General features: G+C 40.1%; 19 protein-coding genes. 8 read left to right on the top strand and 11 right to left on the bottom strand.

Going from position 1 to position 21737, the window contains the following annotated elements; genetic code table 11:
• Positions 1-186: 186 nt before the first annotated feature.
• On the top strand, positions 187-672 hold the full coding sequence (def, locus tag E0H87_RS02920; RefSeq protein ID WP_131322236.1) for a peptide deformylase: 486 nt from the start codon (positions 187-189) through the stop codon (positions 670-672).
• 18 nt (positions 673-690) lie between these two features.
• Here def and E0H87_RS02915 read toward each other — a convergent pair whose 3' ends face one another.
• Complete coding sequence (locus E0H87_RS02915) at positions 691-1473, bottom strand: AraC family transcriptional regulator (protein WP_131322235.1); 783 nt, start codon at positions 1471-1473, stop codon at positions 691-693.
• Between the two features lie 104 nt (positions 1474-1577).
• Here E0H87_RS02915 and E0H87_RS02910 point away from each other — a divergent pair, with 104 nt between their 5' ends.
• The gene (locus tag E0H87_RS02910; RefSeq protein WP_131322234.1) at positions 1578-2798 is read left to right on the top strand and encodes an MFS transporter; all 1221 of its coding nucleotides are present in this window, start codon (positions 1578-1580) and stop codon (positions 2796-2798) included.
• A 141-nt stretch (positions 2799-2939) separates the two neighbouring features.
• Positions 2940-3407 carry a hypothetical protein gene (locus E0H87_RS02905; protein WP_131322233.1) on the top strand — a complete coding sequence of 156 codons (468 nt, stop codon included), beginning with the start codon at positions 2940-2942 and terminating at the stop codon, positions 3405-3407.
• On the opposite strand, the gene E0H87_RS02900 is transcribed toward E0H87_RS02905, so the two are convergent.
• A complete protein-coding gene (locus E0H87_RS02900; RefSeq protein ID WP_131322232.1) occupies positions 3404-3607 on the bottom strand; it encodes an amino acid transport protein in 204 nt (67 codons plus the stop codon). The two genes, E0H87_RS02905 and E0H87_RS02900, sit on opposite strands and share 4 nt — an antisense overlap.
• Positions 3608-3688: 81 nt before the next feature.
• On the opposite strand from E0H87_RS02900, the gene E0H87_RS02895 reads away from it, so the two are divergent.
• Positions 3689-4051 carry an endonuclease domain-containing protein gene (locus E0H87_RS02895; protein WP_131322231.1) on the top strand — a complete coding sequence of 121 codons (363 nt, stop codon included), beginning with the start codon at positions 3689-3691 and terminating at the stop codon, positions 4049-4051.
• A gap of 172 nt (positions 4052-4223) precedes the next feature.
• Positions 4224-5735: an SIR2 family protein gene (locus E0H87_RS02890; protein ID WP_131322230.1), complete on the top strand. Its 1512-nt coding sequence runs from the start codon at positions 4224-4226 to the stop codon at positions 5733-5735.
• A 144-nt stretch (positions 5736-5879) separates the two neighbouring features.
• On the opposite strand, the gene metH is transcribed toward E0H87_RS02890, so the two are convergent.
• Positions 5880-9566 carry a methionine synthase gene (gene metH, locus E0H87_RS02885; protein ID WP_131322229.1) on the bottom strand — a complete coding sequence of 1229 codons (3687 nt, stop codon included), beginning with the start codon at positions 9564-9566 and terminating at the stop codon, positions 5880-5882.
• Positions 9567-10006: 440 nt separating this feature from the next.
• Here metH and E0H87_RS02880 point away from each other — a divergent pair, with 440 nt between their 5' ends.
• Positions 10007-11629, top strand: a complete 1623-nt coding sequence (locus E0H87_RS02880; RefSeq protein WP_131322228.1) for an inorganic phosphate transporter — start codon at positions 10007-10009, stop codon at positions 11627-11629.
• A 382-nt stretch (positions 11630-12011) separates the two neighbouring features.
• Here E0H87_RS02880 and pgaD read toward each other — a convergent pair whose 3' ends face one another.
• From pgaD to rubA, 7 genes are all read right to left on the bottom strand, one after another.
• A complete protein-coding gene (pgaD, locus tag E0H87_RS02875) occupies positions 12012-12434 on the bottom strand; it encodes a poly-beta-1,6-N-acetyl-D-glucosamine biosynthesis protein PgaD (RefSeq protein ID WP_131322226.1) in 423 nt (140 codons plus the stop codon).
• 27 nt (positions 12435-12461) lie between these two features.
• Positions 12462-13724 carry a poly-beta-1,6-N-acetyl-D-glucosamine synthase gene (gene pgaC / locus E0H87_RS02870; RefSeq protein WP_131322224.1) on the bottom strand — a complete coding sequence of 421 codons (1263 nt, stop codon included), beginning with the start codon at positions 13722-13724 and terminating at the stop codon, positions 12462-12464.
• Positions 13725-13736: 12 nt separating this feature from the next.
• Complete coding sequence (gene pgaB, locus E0H87_RS02865; protein ID WP_131322222.1) at positions 13737-15731, bottom strand: poly-beta-1,6-N-acetyl-D-glucosamine N-deacetylase PgaB; 1995 nt, start codon at positions 15729-15731, stop codon at positions 13737-13739.
• Between the two features lie 300 nt (positions 15732-16031).
• Complete coding sequence (oxyR, locus tag E0H87_RS02860) at positions 16032-16925, bottom strand: LysR family transcriptional regulator OxyR (RefSeq protein ID WP_131322220.1); 894 nt, start codon at positions 16923-16925, stop codon at positions 16032-16034.
• A 12-nt stretch (positions 16926-16937) separates the two neighbouring features.
• Positions 16938-17876, bottom strand: a complete 939-nt coding sequence (gene estB, locus E0H87_RS02855; RefSeq protein WP_131322218.1) for an esterase EstB — start codon at positions 17874-17876, stop codon at positions 16938-16940.
• 57 nt (positions 17877-17933) lie between these two features.
• Positions 17934-19112 (bottom strand): NAD(P)/FAD-dependent oxidoreductase, encoded by a 1179-nt coding sequence (locus E0H87_RS02850; protein ID WP_131322216.1) that lies wholly within the window; start codon positions 19110-19112, stop codon positions 17934-17936.
• A gap of 58 nt (positions 19113-19170) precedes the next feature.
• Positions 19171-19335, bottom strand: coding sequence for a rubredoxin RubA (gene rubA / locus E0H87_RS02845; RefSeq protein ID WP_016166951.1), 165 nt, complete (start codon positions 19333-19335; stop codon positions 19171-19173).
• A gap of 478 nt (positions 19336-19813) precedes the next feature.
• Here rubA and E0H87_RS02840 point away from each other — a divergent pair, with 478 nt between their 5' ends.
• Complete coding sequence (locus tag E0H87_RS02840) at positions 19814-20359, top strand: adenine phosphoribosyltransferase (RefSeq protein WP_131322214.1); 546 nt, start codon at positions 19814-19816, stop codon at positions 20357-20359.
• 58 nt (positions 20360-20417) lie between these two features.
• Here the strand turns inward: E0H87_RS02840 and E0H87_RS02835 are convergent, their stop codons facing one another.
• Positions 20418-20936 (bottom strand): YqiA/YcfP family alpha/beta fold hydrolase, encoded by a 519-nt coding sequence (locus tag E0H87_RS02835; protein ID WP_131322212.1) that lies wholly within the window; start codon positions 20934-20936, stop codon positions 20418-20420.
• A 285-nt stretch (positions 20937-21221) separates the two neighbouring features.
• Here E0H87_RS02835 and E0H87_RS02830 point away from each other — a divergent pair, with 285 nt between their 5' ends.
• The gene (locus E0H87_RS02830) at positions 21222-21662 is read left to right on the top strand and encodes an SRPBCC family protein (protein WP_131322210.1); all 441 of its coding nucleotides are present in this window, start codon (positions 21222-21224) and stop codon (positions 21660-21662) included.
• Positions 21663-21737: the final 75 nt, after the last annotated feature.

The following is a 21737-nucleotide window of genomic DNA, read 5'->3' as shown; positions in this document are numbered from 1 at the left end:
AGCTTATATTTATTTTAGCCTGTACTTGGCAAAACAGTTTGGTAAAAGCCCATTTGAACTGCCAAGAGTTGCACAAGAATACATAAAGGCTAGAAATTCATCATGAAACTACCAATTTCAATTTATGGATAACTGGTTCAGAATAGATGGAAACCAATCGTTGAGTCTTGATCTTAGGAACAGTGTATGAGTGTGATTTTACCCGTTGCCCAACGCGGAGAAGACATATTAAAACTGAAAGCAGCACCAGTTGCTGAGGCAGAATTTAATAGTGAATGGCTAATGCAATTGGCGTCTGCTATGCACGCAACCATGTTGGAGCGTAATGGTGTCGGTATTGCAGCACCTCAATTGTATATTTCTAAACAAGTGATTATTGTTGCTTCGCGTCCGAATCCTCGTTATCCCGATGCGTCTGAGATGCAGCCTGTGGTCATGATTAATCCACAAATTTTAGAGTTTTCTGAAGTGACTAGTTTGGGTGAAGAAGGTTGTTTAAGTGTGCCCAATCAACGTGCGCAGGTTGAGCGTGCACAAGCCATTCGAGTGCTTTATCACACCTTGGAAGGGGATGTTATGGAAACGACTTTTGAAGGCTTTCCAGCACGTATCGTGCAACATGAAGTAGATCACCTCAACGGTATTTTATTTGTAGACCGAGTGACAGCCTAAGCAATATTGGTCACCGTTCTATTCATCTTTATATTTAAATTGCTGCGGTGTTTGCCCTAAATGCCGTTTAAACATGGCACTAAATGCGCTTGGATTGCTGTATCCAAGTGCTCTTGAAATTTGTGCAACGGACTCTCCGTTCGCAATTTTACTTAAGGCTTGCGCAATATGCATTCGCTGCAACCATGCCCGATAGGACAGTCCAGTTTCCTTTTGGAACATCCGCATGAGCGTTCTGGCACTGGTGCCTATCTCATCTGCCCATGTGCTTAAGTCTTTATGGTGTTGAGGTTCGTGTAAGAGCGCCTGACAGATACTTAATAGCCGTTTGTCTTGCGGCCATGGAATTTGAATCGATAAAGAATTGGCTTTCTGAATTTCATCAAAAATCAGGATTTGTAATGCACGGGAAAGTTCTCTTGAACTGAGTAATTCAGACACAGCAATATGTTCAATCGCATTTAAACGAATCAATAATTCATGCAATAACTTACTGACCCGAATAATAAAGCACTGTTGACCCAATACCGATGCGGCTTGCGCTTCTATCAGTGCAGTATTCATTTTAACCCGACTTAAAGAAATCACACTATGTTCAATATGTGCAGGAATCCATAACGCACACATGGGTGGAATCAACCAAACATGATTTGGGGTAAACACTTGAATAATTCCGGTCGAGGCGTACAAAAACTGCGCTCGTGAATGGCTATGTGCAGGGGTTATTTCTCGGTAAGTATGTTCAGAGGATAGCCCTATCACCAATTCGGACATTTCCGTTTCAATTAATAAATTCGACATATCAATCTGCAATTTGTCACTTAGGCGTGGATTATTGGAAGATAAGCTCCTGAATGACATTTTACAATATTTGTTGAAATATCAATGATTGGAGTTTTTCAGCTATGACGTCTTCAATACAGGCGAAGGAAAGCATGGATGAAGCTGTGGCAAATCTTCAGCCACAAGGAATGATTGTAAAAATTGTGGGTGCTGTGGCAGTCGCACATCTACTGAATGACTTGATTCAAGCCGTTCTCCCTGCAATTTATCCGATGCTGAAAACCAATTTCTCGCTGAGCTTTGCGCAAGTTGGACTGATTTCATTGGTTTATCAAATAACTGGGTCATTGCTGCAACCTTGGATTGGTCTTTATACCGACAAAAAACCTAAACCATATTTGTTGCCACTGGGTATGTTAGTGACCTTAAGTGGTATTTTATTGTTGGCATTTTCACCTAGTTTTACGGTATTACTTATCGGGTCTGCTCTGATTGGGGTGGGGTCATCCACCTTTCATCCTGAAGCTTCCCGCGTGGCGCGTATGGCATCGGGTGGGCGTTTTGGTACAGCACAATCGACTTTTCAGGTAGGTGGTAATACGGGTACAGCGATTGGACCTTTATTGGCGGCGTTGATTATTGTGCCATTTGGACAACATGCCGTGGCCTTATTGATTGTATTTGCGCTGCTGGCCATTTGGGTATTGTTTGGTGTGAGTTGTTGGAGCATCAGCCACAGTAAAAAACAGTTGGCTGCCAAGGCTCAGCAAGTTCAAAGCAAATTACATGGACGTCAATTGGTTATTGCGCTGTCGACCATTTGTGTGTTGATGTTTGCTAAATTCACTTATATCGCCAGTATCAGTAATTACTTTACCTTTTACTTGATGCATAAATTCCATATCAGTTTGCAAAGTGCTCAGTTGCATTTATTTGCCTTCTTGGCTGCGGTGGCACTGGGTACATTTGCAGGTGGGCCAATTGGCGACAAGATTGGTCGTAAAGCAGTGATTTGGGTGTCCTTTGTTGGCATGGCACCGTTTGCTTTAATGATGCCTTTTGCCAATTTATTTTGGACCACAGTATTGTCAGTCATAACAGGTTTAGTACTGTCTTCTGCCTTTGCTGCCATGGTGGTCTATGCGCAAGAAGCTGTGCCTGGACGGGTCGGCATGATTGCAGGCTTAATGTTCGGCTTAATGTTTGGCGTGAGTGGCATTGCAGCAGCAGGGTTAGGATATTTAGCCGATGTAAAAGGCATTGAGTGGGTGTTTGCTGTGTGTTCATTGTTACCATTATTGGGCTTTGCCACTGCATTTTTACCGAAGACCAAAGCAAACTAAACCGAATACCGCAGAACTTTAGGTTTAGACGCGCTATCTTGTAGGAAGAATAGGATGGCGCGTTTGTATTTGGGTAGGGGTTGTCATTAAATTCTCGATGCACTCAATCTTTGTGTGCTTTGATTTTGGAGGATCAATGCCATGACTACTTCCAATGCAGTAATAAAATTTTCCTTAGGCTTGGAGCAACTGAGTTTTGAGCTTGATGGGCAGCACTTTCAGATTGATAAAGGCTTACGATTCATACAATCGAATAGTATGCGTCATGAAGTACTGGATGAACTTGCTATCGAATTAATGATTTATGTGATTGAAGAACTATTAGAATCGGTTCCTATTCATTATGCGCAGCCTAAAAGTGCAATCAGTGCAGATGCTTTATTTCAGGAAGTTCTGACTTTATTTTTTCCAAATCAGCACAGCATAGACCGTATACAGCTTGAAAGTGGCTTTAATGAGTTCATTACGCGTCGTGAATATTATGTGTGTAAAGTGGCAGAACAGGGTATTTTTAGTTTGGTTTACTTTGTATTTTTACGCGAGATGATGCATCACTGGAATGTGTTAAACATCCAGTGCGAATCGCTTGAAACTGTTAAATCGAATTAAAAACGTAAAAAATAAGGAATAACTGATAATACAATACCAATGCCACTCAGTAGGAAATTGCTTTCAATAAAATAAGGAAAAACCATGAGAACCAGACCGACTACAAAGGGCACAGTCATTTTTTGCTTTTTTCCATACAAAAAATAGCCTAAACCAATTGAGCTAAAGATAACACCGAGAAAAAGTTGGGTTGTGTTCATGATGATGTTTCGTGCATTGTTATTCTCTGGTGGATATTATGCCAAGATTCTTAAAAGAATATTTAAAAAAAGAGCGTCGTGATGCAACCTTATAACAAGAACTTAAAACTTCCATCGCGTGATTTACGCAACAATATGACCGATGCGGAACAACTGCTATGGCAGAGGTTAAGGCGTAAACAGATTTTAGGATTGCAGTTTTATCGGCAGAAGCCAATTCTTAACTTTATCGTGGACTTTTACTGTCCAACAGTGAATTTGGTCATTGAGTGTGATGGCGGGCAGCATTACACAGAAGATGGATTGGAGGCTGATCAGGCAAGAGATGAGGCTTTAAGTGAGTTGGGGCTTGTGGTGGTGAGGTTTAGTAACAGGCAGATTTTGACTGAAACTGATGCTGTGGTGGAACAGATTTATTTATATTGTTTGAAAGAATCTCCCTAAATCCCTCTTTAAAAAAGAGGGACTTCACGTGAATTTGATGATGGTTTTTGATTCGTGAGGCTCCTCCCTTTTCTAAAGGGAGGTTGGGAGGGATTTGAGTTTAAATAATGGAAGTTCTTTTTTTTTAATGTTATAAATCAGCAATACAACAAGCATTGCTATGTAGAAAATTATGGATATATTTGATTTTATTAATAATTATAAAAACCATCCTGTACTCTTTATTGGTACAGGTTTTAGTTTACGTTATCTTGAAAATTCATACTCATGGGAAGGGCTTCTAAAACAAATTGCATTTGAATTAAAAGGAAACAATGAGTTTTTTTATGATCTAAAAGGACGAGTTTACGACAGAAAATCAGGAAACTATGATTTCATGCAATTAGCTTCTTTTTTACAGGAGGAATTTAATCGTCAAGTTTCTGAAGATCGTAATGGAAAGTTCAAAGATATAAATGATGAATATTATCGTAAAAGTGGTGAAGGCATTACTTCTGATAAATTTAAAATTTATATAGCTTCATTATTAAAAAATTTAGATAAAAGAAATGGAAAGAGCGATGAGTTGGAAGTATTTAATTTGTTGTCCAAAAACATATCATCAATAATCACAACAAATTATGATAAATTAATAGAAGATGTTACAGATTTTGAACCGTTAGTTGGAAATAATATATTATTAAGTAATCCCTATGGTTCGGTATATAAAATTCATGGAAGTGTTGATAATCCAGAAGAATTAGTTTTTACGACAGAAGACTATGCAGATTTTGATCAGAGATATGATTTAATTCGAGCACAATTAATTTCTCTATTTGTTCATAATCCAATAGTATTTTTAGGTTACAGTGTTAATGATACAAATATAAAAAAAATTCTAAGTACTATTTTTAAATATGTACAATTTAATTCAGAACAAGCAGAATTAATAAGAAATAATTTTTTACTTGTAGAATACCAAGAGGGATCAGATTCTTTAGAAATATTAGATCATGATATTGATGTACATGGTTATCCTTTACGAATAAATAAACTTAAAACAGATAACTATATTGAATTATACCGTGCATTAGAGTCATTAAGCTTACCAGTATCAACTTATGAAATTAGACGTGTATTAGATAATGTTAAGGATATAACTTCAGGTGGAACCATAAAAGTTAGTATTGCAGAGGATATTGATCAATTAAAAAATTCAGAAAGAATATTGGCTATTTCTCCAAAGTCTAAATCTACTATTGAATATACATATACGGATTCATCGCAGTTAATAATTGATTATTTTGATATTATTGCAAATGAAAGTGAAAATTTGATAAAGTTGATCGATGAGTTCCCAATAGCTAAATCACATTGGTTTCCTATCTTTGGGTTTGTACATCTAGTTCCTGATTTGCAAAAAGCAGAGATTCTAAAAGTTCAGCAAAAATTAAAGCTTACAAATAATCTGAAAACTAGTTTAAGTAGATTTGATGTTCACAGCTTAAATAATATTGATGATATTTTGTCTACTAAAAATATTCCTGAAAGCTATAAAATTGATTATATATTTTATAAAGTTTTTAATAATTCACTTTCGCCTGATGATTTAAAAAATTATCTAGTAAAAATTGATGGTGATTTAGATTCAAATTATAAAAAATTATTATGTCTTTATGATTTTAAAAAATATGAGACTTTATAAATCCCTCCCAACCTCCCTTTAAAAAAGGGAGGAGCTGTCACGTAATTCAAGTGATACGCGAAAGTCCCCCTCTTTTTAAAAGAGGGGTTAGGGGAGATTAATTTTTAAAAAATCCCCTCACTAGAGGGGATTTTTTATTTTAAATTATGCAATTGAATCATCCAAATTCGGCGCTAACCAGCGCTTCGCTACATCCAGTGACCAACCTTTACGCTTTGCATAATCTTCAAGTTGGTCTTGAGAGATTTTGCCCACGTTAAAGTATTCACTTTGTGGGTGCGAATAATAGAAACCACTCACAGAAGAAGGTGGCATCATCGCAAAGTGTTCAGTCAACTTGGTACCAATCTTTTCTTCAGAACCTAACCAATCAAACAACACCGCTTTTTCAGAATGTTCTGGGCAAGCAGGGTAACCTGGTGCAGGGCGAATACCGACATACTTCTCTTTAATCAGTTCTTCATTGCTCAAAGTCTCATCGGCTTTATAGCCCCAGAACTCTTTACGGATACGCTCATGCAAATGTTCTGCAAAGGCTTCGGCAAAACGATCCGCTAAAGACTGAACCAAGATTGCAGAGTAATCATCACCTTTGGCTTTATATTCATTCGCCAATTCCTCTGCACCAAAGATTGATACCGTGAAACCACCAAGATAATCGGTATTGTCTTTAGAAGTGCTAATAAAGTCCGCTAAAGATAAGTTTGGTTTGCCTGTGACTTTGTCAGATTGCTGACGAATATGCTCAAAGGTATGCGTAACGTTTTGACCCGCTTCATCAAATACACTGACTGTATCCGCACCCGTACGTTGTGCAGGGTATAAACCAAACACGGCACGGGCATCGAAACGATTATTCTCGATGATGTCCTTAAGCATTGCTTGCGCTTGGTTGTACAAATCTGTTGCAGCTTCACCGACTACTTCATCTTCTAAGATTTTCGGGAATTTACCCGCCAAACTCCAAGAAATAAAGAATGGTGTCCAGTCGAAATACTCCACCAACGTTGTCAACGGATAGTTGGTAATGACTTGTGTGCCTAGAGTATTTGGAATCGGTGGCACATAGTTCGCATCCACTTTAAAGCCATTTTCAATCGATTCGGCATAACTCAGTTTGGCTGCTTTCGGTTGTTTGTTGGCTAAGCGTTCACGAATCTTGGCATATTCAGCGCGATGCTCGGCAATAAAGTTGCCACGCATTTCTTTTGATAACAGGGTCGTTGCCACACCCACAGCACGAGAAGCATCGGCAACATAGATCACTGCATCATTTGAATATTGCGGATCAATCTTCACTGCGGTATGTGCTTTCGAAGTGGTTGCACCGCCAATCAATAACGGAATGTCAAAACCTTTACGTTGCATTTCTTTCGCAACAAACACCATTTCATCTAAAGATGGGGTGATTAAACCTGATAAACCGATGATGTCACACTTTTCATCAATCGCGGTTTGCAAGATTTTTTCCGCAGGCACCATCACGCCCAAATCGACAATGTCATAACCGTTACAGCCTAAAACCACGCCAACAATATTCTTACCAATATCATGAACGTCGCCTTTTACCGTTGCCATCAACACACGGCCTTTAGATTGTGCATTGCCTTTTTCGGCTTCGATGTACGGGTTAAGCCAAGCCACAGCTTGTTTCATCACACGCGCAGATTTAACCACTTGAGGTAGGAACATTTTGCCTGAACCGAACAGGTCGCCGACCACGTTCATACCATCCATCAATGCGCCTTCAATCACATCCAGTGGACGTTTGGCTTTTAAACGGGCTTCTTCAGTATCTTCATCAATATAAGTGGTGATGCCTTTGACCAATGCATATTCAAGGCGTTTTTCAACAGATTCATTGCGCCATTCAAGGTTTTCAGCTTCACGCTGAGCGCCAGTATGACCACGGAATTTTTCTGCGACTTCAAGCAGTTTCTCTGTGGCGTTTTGACCTGATTCTCCTTGGTTCTGATTCAGAACAACATCTTCAACCGCATCTTTCAGTTCTTTTGGAATATCGTCGTAAATCGCCATTTGACCAGCATTCACGATCCCCATGGTCATGCCTTGTTTGATGGCATGGTAAAGGAACACAGAGTGAATCGCTTCACGCACAGGTTCATTACCACGGAATGAGAACGATACGTTGGATACACCGCCTGAAATCATGGCATGTGGTAGGTTTTGTTTGATCCAACCTGTGGCTTCAATAAAATCGACGCCATAGTTATTGTGTTCTTCAATCCCTGTTGCAACGGCAAACACGTTCGGGTCAAAAATAATATCTTCAGCAGGGAAGCCCACTTCATTGACTAGAACATCATAAGAACGTTTACAGATTTCGCGCTTACGTGCAGCGGTGTCTGCCTGACCTGTTTCATCAAAAGCCATTACAATAATCGCAGCACCGTACTGACGGCATAGGCGAGCTTTTTCAACAAACTCGTCATAACCTTCTTTCAAGGAAATCGAGTTAACAACAGGTTTACCTTGTACACATTTTAAGCCTGCTTCAATGATTTCCCATTTTGATGAGTCAATCATGATTGGCACACGAGAAATATCAGGCTCAGATGCCACTAGATTGAGGAAATGTACCATCGCATTTTGCGAATCGAGCATCCCTTCATCCATGTTGATATCAATAATTTGTGCACCAGCTTCAACTTGTTGCTGTGCAACTTCTAAAGCTTCGGCAAAGTTTTCTTCACGAATTAAGCGTAAGAATTTTTTTGAACCTGTAACGTTGGTACGCTCACCCACGTTAACGAATAATGAGTCATCATAAATGTTAAATGGCTCTAAACCACTCAAACGACAGGCAGGCTTTGTTTCAGGAACTTGGCGTGGCTGAATGTCTTTCACTGCATTATAAATGGCACGAATATGGTCTGGTGTGGTACCACAGCAACCGCCTGTAATATTGATCAAACCACTTTCAGCAAATTCCTTGATGAACGCTGCAGTTTGTTCAGGTGTTTCATCATATTCACCAAAAGCGTTGGGTAAACCTGCATTTGGATGCGCTGAAACAAAGGTATCTGCAACATCGGCAATGGTTTTGACGTGTGGGCGCATGGCATCTGCACCCAAGGCACAGTTAAAACCAATCGAAAGTAAATCACCGTGACGCACCGAGTTCCAGAACGCTTCTGCCGTTTGACCTGTTAAGGTACGACCTGAAGCATCGGTAATGGTGCCCGAGATCATGAGTGGAAGTTCACGACCAAGTTGTTTAAACACTTCCTTCACCGCAAAGATTGCGGCTTTACAGTTTAAAGTATCGAACACAGTTTCGATCAAGATAATGTCTGCACCACCTTCGATCAGCGCATGAGTTGCTTCAATATAGTTTTCTTTGAGCTCATCAAAGGTAATGTTACGAAATGCAGGGTCGTTGACATTGGGTGAAATCGAACAGGTACGTGAGGTTGGGCCAAGTACGCCTGCAACAAAACGAGGCTTGTCTGGAGTTGAATATTTTTCACAAGCTGCTTTGGCTAAACGTGCGGCTTCACGGTTAATTTCAGGAACCAAATCTTCCATGTGGTAGTCAGACATTGAAACACGGGTGCCGTTAAAGCTGTTGGTTTCAATAATGTCTGCACCCGCATCGAGGTAAGCTTCATGAATACCTTGGATAATTTGTGGCTGTGTCAGCACTAAAAGGTCATTGTTACCTTTGAGGTCATGCGCCCAATCTGCAAAACGTTCACCACGATAATCTTCTTCTTCGAGCTTATGGCGCTGAATCATGGTGCCCATCGCACCATCAATGATTAATATACGCTCAGCGAGAAGTTTTTTAAGGGTGGTAAGCGTGGACATAAATAACCCCAATACACGGCAAGTCTTGAAATGGGGCATATTTTAGCAGAACTCAGGCCTAATTTTATTTTAATTCAGCTTTTTGACTGTCAAGTTAGCCATATTCATGTAAGAAATCAGAGTTATTTGGCGATTTCATTGAAATGCAATATTACATAGGCATGATGAATCGGTTTCAATTTCAAGGTGAAAGCGCATCAGAGAATGATAATTTTTTTTACAATTCTGAAAATCAACTACTTTTTTGCATGAAATATTTTTTTGTTATAAGTATTTGAAAAAAACAGATTTAAAGCCAAAAATCCTCCCCATCGTAGCGCGGAGTGATTTAAAACAGGTCAATTGTTAAAAATTTGGCTTTATATGACACCTGTTTGTCATATAATTGTCACAATTTAATTTAACAATAAGGGGATTTTATTATCCTCTTAACCGTCTGCATGAATTCAAAAACTCCTCCCGTCCAAGATCGTATGCATTCAGCATCGAACAAGTCGACGAATGTGCATGTTCCAACACCGAAGTTTTTTATGCCGGTGTTTTTTACGGTCATTATTGCGACCCTCATTTATATTGGGTTTCAGGTATCTGCGGACTTGTCGCATGTACCACCATTAAGTTTGTATTCTGTTATTCTTTTAGCGACGGCATTATTGATTGCACTAGGCTTTGAGTTTGTGAATGGTTTCCATGACACAGCCAATGCAGTTGCAACAGTGATTTATACCAATGCTCTTTCTGCACCTGTTGCAGTAATGTGGGCTGGTTTTTGTAATTTCCTTGGGGTTATGGTTGCGAGTGGTGCGGTTGCTTACGGCATTATCGCTTTACTGCCAGTTGAACTGATTATGAATGTGAGTTCAGGGGCAGGCTTCGCTATGGTCTTTGCCATGCTGATTGCTGCCATTCTGTGGAATTTAGGCACTTGGTTCTTGGGTATTCCTGCATCAAGCTCGCACACTTTAATTGGTTCTATTTTGGGTGTAGGGATTATGAACTACCTATTACACTCGGGTAGTGGTGCCAGTGGCGTCGATATGGACCAAGTGATGAAAGTGGGTAAAGCATTACTGTTTTCTCCTTTAATTGGTTTTGCATTTGCGGCTGTTGTTTTCTTATTGGTGAAAAAAGTTTTCAAGCGTCAGCTCGAATTATTTCAACCACCTGAAGGCAATAAACCACCACCGCCACTGATTCGTGCCATTCTCATTTTTACCTGTACAGGTGTAAGCTTTGCACATGGTTCAAATGACGGTCAAAAAGGCATGGGCTTAATCATGTTAATTTTGATTGGTTTGGTACCATTGGCTTATTCACTGAACAAGAATTTAGACTCAGCACATATCCAGTCATTTGAGAAATTGTCATCGCAAGCTGCGGTTGCTATATATCCTGCACATGCAGATATTTCAGACGAGCAGGCGCGTCAAACCATTACGACTTATATTCAAACCAAAGAAATGACCCCAGAAGTCGTACCTGCTTTGGCAAGTTTGACCGACCATTTGGGTGACCGTGTTGCTCAATATGGAGACTTGAAAAATATTCCTGAAGGTGCAATTTCATCTATCCGCAATGATATGTATTTGAGCACAACTGCGTTCAAGCGTTTGGATAAAGCAGACCAGTTACCTGCTATGCCCGAAGCTGAGAAAAAGGTGGTAAAAGAGTACCGTAGTCATTTAGATAGCTTCTTACAGTACATTCCAACTTGGGTAAAAGTTGCAGTAGCTTTGGCTTTAGGTCTAGGGACAATGGTGGGCTGGAAGCGTATTGTGGTGACTGTTGGTGAGCGTATTGGTAAACATCACATGACTTATGGTCAGGGCATGTCTGCTGAACTTGTGGCAATGTCAACTATTGCAGCAGCGGATGGTTTTGGTATGCCAGTGTCTACAACACACGTATTAAACAGTGCGGTTGCAGGGACAATGGTTGCGAACAAGTCAGGCTTGAATTTTGCTACTGTCAAAACAATTCTTTCGGCATGGATTTTTACACTTCCTGCCACCATTTGTTTATCTGGTGGTTTATACTGGATTTTCCTCCAGTTCGTCTCTTAAAGTCTTTAAGATACGAAATAAAAGCGCTGCATCGTCAGCGCTTTTTTTGTGCCTGTTGGATTGTTTAGTGGGTACATTGGGTTGAAAATAATTATGCATCTGTAAGCACTAGTGTTGGGTCAATAGCTATAGATCTGGAAATGGAGTAAGCGGAGATTGATTGTGTTAGTTACTCGGAAATTGAGCGTGATTGAAGCTTATGAATTGAATAGGCATAAGATTGGTATAGCAAGATGAATGAAATTTAATGTTTTGGATTTAACTGAGTACAGACCAAGCATGTGAAATAGTTTGTTTGAACTATTAATCGAGTAGAAATAAAAAAACCTCAAGAAATCTTGAGGTTAATTTTTTAAAAAGAATGGTGGTTGTCTATATTTGATTATTCCAGATCAACGATTTGTCCTTGATCGTTATGATGAACCACAGTGATTTTATGCTGTCGAGATTGTTCAATTTTTTGGTTGCTGAGCTCGAAATAATCGGCATACTGCTGTGTAGTTAAAGACTGTTCTGACTCTATTTTAACACTTGCAGAAGGTATAAATCGGTTCCAGAGCAATAAAACAGCACTACAGAGCAGCAGTTCTATGCCACCATATTCAAGGCTTATACTCAGTGCATTTAAGAGATGATGCACCGCTACACTTTTCTGTAATTGTATAAGAATCCAGACCAGCAAGAAGGGACGCCAAAGCATAAACCATGCACCCCACATTAATGCCGTAGTGGTGTTGGACATATAGCGTTTATGCCAAGGCAGTAGATGACGCAAATCAATCACTAAATCATGTTGAGATTTCATTTTGAGATACTCTAATCGTGTTGAGTGTTATAAACGAACACCACGGTCTGGGCTTACCCAGCGCGCGCGTTTATCTTCACCACGTAACAACACTTTTGGAAAAGCCATAATGGTGGCCCCAAGGGTAATGAGCCAGAATACAAATGGATACCAAATCATCCAGAAGTAGTTTTTGCCTAAATTCGGTTCATATCTACTATCCATCCATTTGCTTAAAGCAAACTGAATAAGACAGGTCGCTCCCAGTAATACACCACTGCCATAAGGTAAGAATGGAGAGCTAATACTACTCAATGCAGCTATTGGGAAAATAAAATGCACAAGCCACAAAATGGCCAATAATAACATTAAATAGGACCAAACCAGCGTTAGACAAAGTTCTAACATGAGTGGCCATAAGAAATTTAACTTCGGTTGAATGAATACATCCAAATTTTTGATTAAGACCTGAGCGCCACCCATTGCCCAACGTAGACGTTGTTTCCAAAGCCCAGAAAGCGTTTCAGGCATTAAAATCCACACCAGAGCGTTTGGTTCAAACTGGATGTCCCAACCCGCACGCTGCAATTTCCAAGTGATGTCGATGTCTTCGGTGAGCATGTTTGGCGACCAATATCCCACTTGATGTACGGCACTTTTACGAAATGCAGTAATCACTCCCGATACCGTAAATAGCCGTCCGAAGGTACGCTGTGCACGTTTGATCATCCCCACAATTGAAGAAAACTCACCCACCTGAATTCGTCCCAAGAGTGTTGAGCGGGTACGAATCCTTGGATTGCCTGTCACCGCTGCAATTTTTGGATTTGCAATGAAGTGTTGCATCATCCATGTTGCAGCATGCGGGTCGAGTAGGGCATCGCCATCTATCCCTAATAGAAATTCTGCTTCTGTTACAAGGCTACCTGCTTGCAAAGCCATGGCTTTGCCTTGGTTTTGCGCAAGATGTACCACACGTAAACGTTCATGTTGATGTGCCAATCGGTTCAATACTTCAGCGGTGTTGTCCGAACTACCATCATTAATCGCAATGACTTCAAAATTCGGATAGTCGAGTTTTAAGGCATGGCTAATGGTTTCTTCTGCATTGTCCCCCTCATTAAAACAAGGAATTAATACCGCAACCAATGGGTAATGCGGTAGAGCCTCAGGTTGTTGATAGGCAGGTTGTTTGCGTTCTTTACGATAGAAAATTAGTGCACCTAACATCCACAAGTAAGACATAAACAAGGGGTAATAAAATACAAAGTTGAGTGCGTGATGCAGCCAAAGATTGAAATGAGGGAACATGCTCAACTCCCTTTATGGAATTAATTGAGAAGATTTGGTTGCAAAAACATCATGCATGACTTTTGGGTCTGGATGTCCTTGAATTGGGTCGTCAGGGTAATAGGCAACATGCATAACCCCTTGGGTATATAAGGACTGAATTGTGCTTGCCAGTTCCTGTGAAGGAATTTTCTGATTGTTACGCCAGTTGGTAGCTTGCAATTCAAAGACTGTTTTTTTCATGCCATTCGGGAAAGATTTAACTCGTTGTACGATGTCACGATAAAACTGATCTGCATCAGGTGCTTGTTCCATATAAGGCATTGCCATAATCGCAGTGAAGTCGTAACGTTTTAAGGACTCTTCAAGTGACTGTGAATACCAGTTTTCCGCATAAGGTTTTAATGCCACTTGCGCATATAAATTACGTGCAGTAAGCAGGAAGGGTTCGTACTGACGGACTTGGCCAGCAAGTTGCATGGCAAAGTCATCAATGGTTTTGGTTTTATATGCTGTCCACTTTTGCAGTAATGCATCATCGGCACGAATTTTCGCTAAATCAGTCGGTAAACCTTGTGCTGCATAGGCCGTTAAAGCATTTGGGCTGGCATCTTCATAATCGGATAAGGTGGTATCGTCATGGAACAGAATGCCATTAAACGGTGTAGATTTTGCTAAATCTTGATAGATCTCACTGATGGTTTGGCGTGCGCGTGGAGAATAAGGCGATAAACGTAAATAACCCATGTTTAAATGATCTTGGCTGACTTGTTGGGTCTCAACCACATCTTTGCTGACAGGATCGGTTTGAGGGAGTTCCCATGCCAAAAGTGGCATCCAAGCATAAATACGGCTGACTTGGGTTCGAGTCTGAATTTGCCAAGCCACATGATTAAATAGATCGGCACGCATAGGTAAATGACGATTTGGGAAATACACCATATTGGCAGAACCATCGCCATCAGAATCTGAAAATGCTTGTAGATAGACGGTATTGACCCCCATAGCACGAATGCGATCGAGCAAAATGCCCAGATTGCGTTCTTGTTGTTTAGGATTAGGGTCATAAACATAGTCTAAATCGATATGCATGATTTTTTGTGGGCGGTTGTTATCGCCCAAATTCATTTCACGATTTTTGATTTCTTGTGCCAGATCGGCTGTGCTCATATTGCCTTCAACCAAAATACGGTTCAGCGTTTGCAAAGAACCATGCACATGATCGGGGCCATCATCCAGAGTGATGGTAATTGGCATACCTAACTGTTTTGCAATATTCACATCCTGCATGTTATAGCGACCATAGGGCCAAACCATGACACGTGGTGCTTTTAAACCGTGAGCTTGGAGTAGCTCATTGTTGTGTTTTAAGTCTTGTGTAATACGGGTGGTATATTGCTGATCATTTTCATAGCGTTGGTGTTTTGCATCATATTCACGTGTAATAGCCGCAGGTTCAGAGTTACCTTGCGGATTGGCATTAATGCCACGATGTAAATTAAAACTGTGATTCCCAATTTCGACCAAACCACTGTCTTGCATTTCTTTCAGTTCAGCCCAAGTCAGAATTTTGTCGCGTGAGATAACGTCATCGCCAAAATGTACAGGTTGATTGGCCTTAGGAGTGAGCCATGAACCAACAACAGCAAGAACTACAGGAATATGTTTAGCTTTTAGGATAGGGTAGGCATGAGTGTAGAATGATTGATAACCATCATCTACCGTCAATAACACGGGTTTACTTGGCAAACGGTATTTGCCTTGGTGAGCTTGAATCAATTGGTTGACATTGACAAAGTGAAAACCATTGTTTTGTAGCCAGTCAAGGTGCTGACTAAACTGTTGTGGTGTTACTGCATAGTCAGGAATAAGGGCATTTTTTTGATCGGTAATTTCATGATAACCAATAATGGTCAGAGTAGAGGGGTCAACCTTGAGTGGCTCGGCGGCCATACTGAATGATGCGCTGAGCGAACACAATAATCCTAGCGAAAGGGGAAACCAAGGAGATAAAAAGCGAGCTGGCATAGCAATATCTTCTAAAAAACTTTTAGTACGGGAGATTAGCGATCACAAAAACTCAACATTGTTCTTATTTTTGAGAGTCGACTAAGGTCTTTTGTTCATTGCGCATTTATAAATTCTGAACCTGAAAATTTTCTTAAAAAATGCATTTTTAAAAGAGCTGATACAGAATAAAAACAATTCATTGCAGATTTATTGCATTGGGATGGGATTATGTCGAGTAATTGTAAGAAGGTTATTCGTGTGGAAATAAAAAACCCAGTGCTAACACCGGGGTTTTTAATTGAACTTGAATATGCGTTCTTAGGTAATTTTCTGTAAGATTTGCAAGAGCACATCAAATTCGCTTTGCAAGGGTGTGCTCTTACGGGTAATTAATGCCAATGTACGACTTGGTGCATCTTGAATAGGTTTTACAATCAAGTCTGAGTTGGCTTTAATCATATTGGTATGCAATGCAATTTCAGGCAATAAAGTAAAGCCCAAGTTCGCAGAGACCATTTCAATTAAAGTGGGTAATGAACTTGCCTTTAAACGATGATCATTTTTACGTTCGCCAATTGGGCAAGCACTTAAAGCATGATCACGTAAGCAATGTCCTTCTTCCAACAACATTAAACGTGATAAATCTAAATCTTCCAGCGTTACCGCTTGCGTCGAGCGTTGGTCAGATTTGTGGCACACCAAGAACAAGTCTTCTTTTGCAATTTCAGCAACTTTAAGTCCACGCGTGTCAAATGGCAGCGCCAACAACACCATGTCTAAATTACCATGTTCAAGTTTTTCAACAATTTTTTCGCTTTGTGCTTCATGCAAATGCAACTGAATTTTAGGCAGTTGCTTATGCACTTCATCAAGTAATTGCGACAGAATAAAAGGCGCAATCGTTGGAATAACACCTAAATGTAGATCACCAGTCAAAGGCTCACTCATTTCACGACTTAAACGCATCAAGTCTTGAGCATCAGCAAGTAGAACACGGGCTCGGGCGACAACTTGTTCGCCAAGCGGGGTTAAACGTACATTTTGGCGATCGCGTTCAACGAGGACGCCACCCAGTAAGCGTTCAAGTTCCATGATCCCACCTGAAAGAGTAGATTGGGTCACGAACGAACGACGCGCCGCTTCAGTAAAGTGCAGCGTTTCAGACAGTGTTACAAGGTATGACAGCTGTCTCAGGGATGGTAATGCAGCCATAGTGTCCTAATTTTAAGATTTAAAATGATGAGCAAATAATCCGCTAAGATGAGGAATGAAATGCGGAGGGATATCATGCCCCATTCCATCAATTAATTCAAATTTAGCGCCTGTAATTGCTTTTGCAACAGCTTTACCATGACTAGGCGGGAGCAAGCGATCACGTGAACCATGAACCACAAGGGTCGGTTGTTGAATCTGCTTATCCAGTTGTAGCAAGGAGCCTGTACATAATATTGCTAAAAACTGTTGAAGTACACCCGCTGGGTAATAACTTCGTTGATATAATTTACGAGCGGTTTGCATGGTTTCAAGCTGATTGATATAACCAGGTGAACCAATAATATTAAAGACTTTTAAGCTGTGGTTAATAATCCCTTCCTCATCATTCGATTCTGGTCGGCCAATAAGACTGAACAATTGCTTTGGAAAAGGAGGTGGGAGTAAGGGTTGATTGTTGCTGGTAAACACCAGTCCTAATTTACTGACTTTATCTGGATTTTTTGCGGCCAAAATCTGCGCGATCATCCCACCCATGGATGCACCCAGTACAAAGACGTTTTCCAGTCCCATCCGCTCAATGAGCAAGGCGGCATCATCAGCCATATCATGTAAATTATAAGGCGCACCTTGGTTTTCTAAACCCAGTGCAAAACGCCCCATTAATTTAATTGTATTTAGACGTGGTCCCTGATGGCGTATTTTAGAAGACAAGCCAATATCACGGTTATCGTAACGAACGACCCGATAGCCATGATCAATCAGTGTTTTACAAAAGAAATCGGGCCAGAATAATAATTGAGCGCCCAAACCCATAATCAGTAAAATGGTTGGATGGTCAGGTTGACCGCCAACTTCGACGTGTAATTCAATTCCATTCCCCAAGTTTACCTTGGTTTCATGCATAAACGGGGTATAAGGTGAATTTTTGAATTGTAATACGCTATTCATTCTTCTTTCTCCCCTAAAGAGGACATTCAAAATGTGAACGTCCCCTATATTTTGAACTTAAACTGATACAGGAATCAAGTCTGGAACTAACTTTGTGAGTGCCAAACGTTGTTTCGCTGCAGTTGCACCTAACAGGACAAAACCGCGTAAAGTTCCTGAACTATCAAGTGCTTTGGCTAACATGCCATCATCAAACTCTTCAGTTTCCCAATTCACGTCAGCATCAATTGGTGCAGGTAGAACCGTGAGTGGTGCCGCAGGCGTTTTGACGGCTACAGGCATCGCAGGATAATGTACTGCGGTATGCTCACCATTTAAGGTTTTTGCCAGTGCGCGTGCTTGCTGCATAATTGGCATGACATAAGGCAATAACGTTCCATTTACTTCTGCACAGTCACCTACGGCATAAATATTGGATAAATTTGTTTCTAGATGGCTATTGGTTAATATGCCGCGGCTGGTCTGAATATTGCCTGTTTTAGCTAAACTAATATTCGGCTGTAAACCAATTGCTGAAAGCACTATATCAGCGATTACAGATTGTCCATTGGCCAAAGTGACAAGATAATCACCATTTTCGACCTTAGATACTTTCTCAACCGTTGTGCCTAAAACAAAATGGATGCCTGTTTCTTCCAGATTTTCTTGGAACGCCGAAGCAATGTGCGCAGGCAGTAGGCGACCTAAAGGTTGTGCTGCTAAATCAATGACTGTGGCATGATGCCCTGTATTTTGTAGATCATTGGCGAACTCGCAGCCAATTAATCCTGCACCTAAAATCACCACACGTTGATCTTGGCATTGATCAAGGCTTGCACGGAATGCTTTGTAGTCATTAAGGGAGTTGACCACATGAATATCGTCACTACCATTTCCAGCAATGGCGAGACGGATTGGGTTTGCACCTACCGCAAGAATCAGTTTTGCATAGTCCAACGTACTCGATTGTCCATCTTTTTCTAAGATGAGTTGATGTTGCTCGCTACGGATTTCTTTAACCCAGGTATGGGTTTCGATGCGCATATTGAGTTGTGAACTCATTTTTTCAGCATCGCCCAAGGCGATTTGTTCAGGAGATTTTTTGCCTGCTAATGCATTAGATAAGGTTGGCTTCGCATAATTGCTGGCATCATCTGCGGTAATCATAATAAGTTCTTGTTCCGCATTGAGTTTACGAAACTCACGTGCCACGGTATAGCCAGCCATGCCTGAACCAATGATAACGATAGGCTGCATTTTTTTCTCCAAGAATAAGGTGTAAAAAAAGACCACTAGAAGGGTCTTTTAGTTATTATTAAATTTCAATCATTTCAAAGTCGGCTTTAGAAACACCACAATCTGGGCAAGTCCAGTCATCTGGAATATCGTCCCATTTAGTGCCTGCAACAATACCATCTTGCGGCCAGCCTTCTGCTTCGTCGTAAATCCATCCACAAACGATGCATTGATACTTTTTCATCTGATTCTCCAATTCTGATCGGGTCAATTTAGATCAGCAATAACTCATATACCGCATGGCTCTAATGATCTAATTGCTAGCGCTATTTTCGCCTAAATTTTTACGCAGTTCTAGGACGAATGTAAAGCAAATATCGGATTTTAATTGGAGAATCCTAAATCTGAATGGCTGAGTAGGACAAAACTTATCAATTCAAACACTGCTGTGTATTTTTGTTAGACAATTGAGAATGGATTCATGGCAACGAGCTTGATTGGGGATTATCAGACTAAGGTCGAGCAGATTTAAAAGTATAAAACAGTTATATTATAATCATACAAGTCTATAGTTAATATTTATTATAAAAATTATTTATATAATTCAATTTCTTGCAAAAACGATCTCAAAATACCTAAGCTTCAAAATCGGGTTATTATCTATCCTGAAAGTTGAATAAGCGTTAAAATTCACCTATTCCTTTCGTTTTAAATTCTCTCCCATGAAAAATTTGTCTGCTGTATTGTGGTCGCACATTCGTACTGTCCAAGATTTCCCAAAACCAGGGATTTGCTTCTACGATTTGACCCCATTGTTTATGAGTAATATTGCGCCATTAACCGATGCTCTTATTGCAAGTATTCCAGAAGAACAGTTGGCAGAAGTTGAGAGCTTCGTGGCGGTTGAAGCACGTGGTTTTGTACTTGCGAGCCTATTGGCACAACGCTTAAACAAAGGTCTTTTATTGGTTCGTAAAGCGGGGAAATTACCACCTCCAGTGATTGGAGTGGGATATAGCCTTGAATATGGTGTCGATCGTTTAGAAATTGCAGCCAATATTCAGCCACAAAAAGTCATTATTGTCGATGATGTACTTGCGACAGGCGGCACATTAAAAGCAGTGAAACAATTAATGGATAAATGTCAGCATCAAGTATTGGGTGCGAGCATTTTCTTAGATTTGCCGACTTTGCATCAAGATTTAGGTTTTAAAGTGTGGACTGTATTGGAAGAAAACTCAAAACCATTAGAAGCTGCTGTCGCTTAAGCACGCAATAGCTGTAGAAAAAGCCAATCAAATGCGTTTGATTGGCTTTTTTATTGCGCTAAAAGATAAAGGTTTGTTCCATATAATCAATCAGTTGGTTGATGCGTTCTGGAGCAGCCAGTCGGTGGTGCCCACCTTCAACTGCATCGACTTGCATATAAGGTTCTAAAAAAGCCGTCGTTGCATACATATCTAAAACCTCATCACCCAGTTCAACATAGGCAATTTGAGGAATATCATGTTCTAAATCGAATTCAGTAATTGCAGGATAATCAGCACGGAAATCTGGAGTTAAAGTGGGATTGGCTACAATGCAGGGAATTCGGTGCTGTAAGGACATTTTGAGTGCCCAATATCCACCTAAACAGTGGCCTATTAATAAGTCAGGTTTAATAGTTGTTAACGCATTTTGATAAAATTCGGCAACAGTGGAATAGTTTAAATTTCTGTAATCGACATCTATACAATATTTTTTGGCAGAGTCAATTGCATGGAATTTGGTCGATTCTTTAGATGAGTCTAATCCATGAAAAAAAAGAATTTTCGATTGGTCTATATTGATTGTTATCGCATTCATAGGCTCTCTTTTTGCAAAGATAGAACGGAATAATAAACGTTCACTTTTCAACTTTTAAAATTGAGTTTATTTTACGAATCTTCAGTTGGCATTGATCTTAGCATTTGGTCTAAGGAGATAATGCGTCATATAGTGACGTAGTTTTTAATAATAAATAAAACAGAGAGATATATCGTGTTTCCAGTGGAATTGGCCAAGTTGATAAATATTTTTTAACGATTTATTTTACTGTTTAGTTGAATTATTCAGTAGTTTGGAGAGAAGCCAGCCGCTTGAGTAAAAAAAATGATGGAACATCTTCGCTTTAGTATCGATATAGATGCAAGCCCTGAAAAAATATGGAATATTCTTTGGTCACCAGATACCTATACTGAATGGACCAAATTCTTTACGGAAGGATCAAAAATACAGTCTGACTGGACAGTGGGTGGAAGAACTTTATTTATAGACAGCAATGGCGATGGTTTGATTGCAACGATTTTAGTTTATCTACCGAATTGTTCAGTTATTTTTCAATATCAAGGTCTATTGCAAGGTGGAGTGGAGGATTTAACCAGCCCCGAAGTTCAGCAATGGCAAGGATTACTCGAGCAATATTCTTTGGAGGAAGTTGATGGAAAAACTGTACTGAGTGTCGAACTGGAAACAATGGAGGATTATAAATACATGATGGAGCAAGCTTTTGAACAAGGATTGCAGCGTGTTCAAGAATTAGCAGAACAGTAGAATAATAAAGTTGTAGAAAAGAAAGTTAAATTCAAAGTCATTATTTTGTTTAAGAGAAATCATACGAAATCATGA

The sequence above is a fragment of the Acinetobacter sp. ANC 4178 genome (genome assembly GCF_004331175.1).
Classification (GTDB): domain Bacteria; phylum Pseudomonadota; class Gammaproteobacteria; order Pseudomonadales; family Moraxellaceae; genus Acinetobacter.
Note: the sequence above shows the minus strand (reverse complement) of the source record. Positions and strands in the feature narration are given on the sequence as shown.